Origin of the sequence: Lactobacillus amylolyticus DSM 11664 (assembly GCF_000178475.1) — a bacterium.
In the GTDB taxonomy this organism is placed as follows: domain Bacteria; phylum Bacillota; class Bacilli; order Lactobacillales; family Lactobacillaceae; genus Lactobacillus; species Lactobacillus amylolyticus.
In genome coordinates this window covers 1-3,594 of sequence record NZ_ADNY01000048.1, presented here as the reverse complement: position 1 = coordinate 3,594, position 3,594 = coordinate 1, and the positions used below count along the sequence as shown (strand labels likewise).

Sequence of the window (3,594 nt, the reverse complement as noted above, 5' to 3'; positions counted from 1 at the left end):
TCAAGAAGGGTTAGAACTTACGAATTTAGGAATATGTACGGTTTTTATTTCTAAACAAAGTAATAATTTTTTTGAAGCAGTAAAAAGATATATTGAACAGTACAAGGGGCTAACAGGAACTAATATATCGTTTCACGCATTAGCATTAAGTCATTATTTTAAATTTAATAGTAATTCGATTGAATATACATCAAAAGTAAGAAAACAATTAATTTGGGCTCAAAAGTTTCTGACTCAGAAAGATTTGTCAAATGTAAAACGTATAGTTTGGAGAAAAGTAAAATTAGAGACTGATACGTTGGTCGTACCATTTATATTTATAGAATTAAATGAAAATAATGAAGAAGTATACCTAAGTACTATTCAACGCTTACAGAACGAAATGAATAAATTAAAAACACCCATAGATTATCGAAATAGTTGGGGATTTAGGATGCCATCAGTTGAATATTTTAATGACATTTTTAGTAAAAAAAGATATATAAAATTTTATCCTGGAATGTTTAAAGGCTTGACAGCCGTAAATGCTTTAAATGTCTTAGGTAATTTATAGTTGGATTTTTTTAATACAAATTATAATAAGGAGGTGAGAAGTATGGAAATAAACATTGCGAAAGATCAACTTTCTATGAAAAATATGGAAATTGATCTAGATAAAATCAATGAAGCTCTAATGCCAGAGTTGTCCGACAGTGCAGAGATTCTCATGACAGCTTATCCTACTAAAGATAAGCCATATTAAAATTATAGGGATAAAAGCCATATATGGTATTTTGCTATATATGGCTTTTTTATAAGATGAAAAGAAGTATTAATGATGAAAAAATATGATGTGTTTATTGTAGGCGCTGGTGTGGCGGGTCTTTATACAAGTATAATTCTAAAAAAAGGCACACCTATGCAGGTTCCAAATGAGCCACTTGGTGTGGCTGTAGCAGAAGCTACTAAGATTGGCGGTTTAACACAATATGCTTTTATTCAAATAACGAAAAAATGGGCATTTTCAGGTAGTAATTTAATAAGGACTCTTTATAGTGAAGCTGTACAATCAAAGGTTGAGTTTTTAGAAAATAGTGGAGTTACTAAAATTATTAAGCAAAGTAATGGTGATTTTAAAATTCAAACAACCAATAGTGAATTTATAGCAAAGTATGTAGTTATAGCAACAGGAATACTTACTTTTCCTAATATTCTTGATAGTTCAAATAGATTTAATATTGGTTTACATACACCTGAAGAAATGGTGAAAGAAATTGTGAATAATTATGGATGGAAAAAGGTTTTAGTTGTAGGAAATAATGAAAACTCGATAGCTAAATTGACATCTAAACTTATTGAATCTAAGCAATTTAATATAGTATCTCATTATTTACTTAGAACAAATATAAATTTTCAGAGCCAAAATTATGGTTTAAACGAAGCATTATTAAAATCTTATGATGGAATTTTATTTGATTACAATTCGTATAAATTACAAAATGGATCAACACATTTTTTGAATAATTTAAATGTGACACAAGAGAATGGATATATAAAGACAAATGCATTTGGAGAAACCAAGGTCTCGGGTCTGTTTGCTGTAGGAAGTGTAACTATGCCGATATCTGGGGTCCCCGAGGCTATATATTCAGGACAGGTTACTGGATTATATGTAGGTCATCTATTAGAGAAAACAACTATTGCTGATCCCAGCGGTAGGTTTCCTTTTTTACCTAGAGAAGAAAATTGGAAAAGTAGTTTTCAACATAAATTAGAACAAAATAGTGATGGCGATGCTTGAGTTTAAAAAATACACCAACGTTTATAAATTATTGTTAGGGCGTGTAGCTACTAATGTTGCAGATAGTTTGTTTTATATGGCTATTTTATGGCATTTTAAAGAAATTGCCCATTCGCCGCTATTAGTTTCAATTATTTTTACAATTTCTTCCGGAATTGATATGATTTCATTTAGTTTTGGCCCAATTATTGATAATTTTTCGATTAAAGAATTGCTGAAAAAAGCAACCATTATACAAGCAATAATTGATTTTATAATTGTAGGGATATTAATTACAAATACTACTAATAAGCTTATTGATGTGATTGTATTATCACTATTTGCTATTTCTACTATTATATCTTCAATAATTTATCCTGCAGAATATAAGCTATTACCTGCACTTGTTTCTGAAAATGAAGTTTTGAAATTTAATGGCCTTTTTCAGGTTACTTATCAAGTATTAGATATGATCTTGGATGCTGGTGTAACAATAGTTATCACTTTAACTTCAATAAACTTTACGATAATTTTATCGGCCGTTATATTTGGAATGGCTTTGCTTTGCTATAACAGTTTACAAATAAATAAAGCTGCAAAAGATATTTTAGAAGATGAGGATTATTTTACAGGCTCGTATATCAAAGATATCGTGGTAGGATGGAATACTTTATATAAAGAGAAAAATATCCTTGAACTTATTTTTCCTATTGGAGTAGTTAATTTCTTTTATGGTATTTTTGCGGTTGGACTACCGTATTTTGCTCAAGACTACGTTCAAAAATCTGCTATAGGCTACGGTGCTTTATTATTTGCTTCATCAATTGGTAGTGTTATTGGTGCATTTTTTGTACAGCGATTTAAATTAAAAAAAGAAGATATGCGAATTTTTGCAGCAATTTGTTTTTTAGGTGCAGGAATATTTAGAATTATAGTTCCTTTAACAGTTAGCTTAAATGTTTTAATCTTATTAATTTCTTCTGCAATTTCTTCTATGTGGATCACTATGATGAATATTAATTTTGAAGCTTTGGTTCAAGTTAGCTTTAGTTCTGCTGTTTTAGGAAGAGTTCAGACCATCAATGATAGTATTTTATCTATTATGATACCAATTGGTACTTTAATAGGGGGATGGATCTTAAAAGAATATGGTCCCCTTGCAACGCAATATATATACGGAGTAGCGCTTATATGTAGTGCAATTTACTATTTTTTGGTAATAAAGAAAAAATAGTGAATTTAAGTTTGAAGTTTGGTCATAAGATTTCGCAGATATAAAGAATGAATTTAATTATAATTAAGAATTTTCTTCAAGATCTTTTTGTTACTATAAATTATGCTGAAAAAATTAAATTAAGAAATTAAATTGGCAACTATAACTAAATGCTTTTCAGCCTGACAGTGCCATGATATGCTTTAGATAACAAGATGATGACAAGTAGAGAAGAGGCATTTGTATGAATAAAATTGTATTTAACGCTGACTATTCAATTCTAGACAGTAATGGGGAAGAAGGGCTTCCTCATATGATGGAGTTGTCTACACCAGCATTAACTGATGATGGTTGGTTGGCCGATAATACTATCAGTATTACATATGATCCTGTAGATGAATCTGCAACTATCAAATTAACGGATGAGTATTATGAAGCAGCAGGTACTACCTATGCTAATGACATCCTTGATAGAGGACACTTTGTGACATTTAGCTCCAAGATCGTTAACGGCAAGCCAAAATTGATCTTTCATGAAGCAAAGAGTAAGCCAGAAGGTTCAGGATTATCGAATGTTGACTTTAAAAAACAAATGACGTACTTTGACGATGTTTTAAAAGAT

5 protein-coding genes are annotated in these 3,594 nt (G+C 30.1%); all 5 read left to right on the top strand.

Going from position 1 to position 3,594, the window contains the following annotated elements:
* Positions 1-553: hypothetical protein (locus HMPREF0493_RS08775; RefSeq protein ID WP_006352377.1), on the top strand; the 553-nt coding region annotated here is incomplete at its 5' end.
* A 42-nt stretch (positions 554-595) separates the two neighbouring features.
* Complete coding sequence (locus tag HMPREF0493_RS08650; RefSeq protein ID WP_153218789.1) at positions 596-742, top strand: hypothetical protein; 147 nt, start codon at positions 596-598, stop codon at positions 740-742.
* A 72-nt stretch (positions 743-814) separates the two neighbouring features.
* Entirely contained in the window at positions 815-1,780 is a 966-nt protein-coding gene (locus HMPREF0493_RS05685; protein ID WP_006352375.1) for an FAD-dependent oxidoreductase, read from the top strand.
* Positions 1,773-2,993, top strand: a complete 1,221-nt coding sequence (locus HMPREF0493_RS05680) for an MFS transporter (RefSeq protein ID WP_006352374.1) — start codon at positions 1,773-1,775, stop codon at positions 2,991-2,993. Before HMPREF0493_RS05685 ends, HMPREF0493_RS05680 begins: the two co-directional genes overlap by 8 nt.
* A 292-nt stretch (positions 2,994-3,285) precedes the next feature.
* Positions 3,286-3,594 (top strand): hypothetical protein (locus HMPREF0493_RS05675; RefSeq protein ID WP_155800037.1); only part of this gene is annotated, 309 nt, incomplete at its 3' end.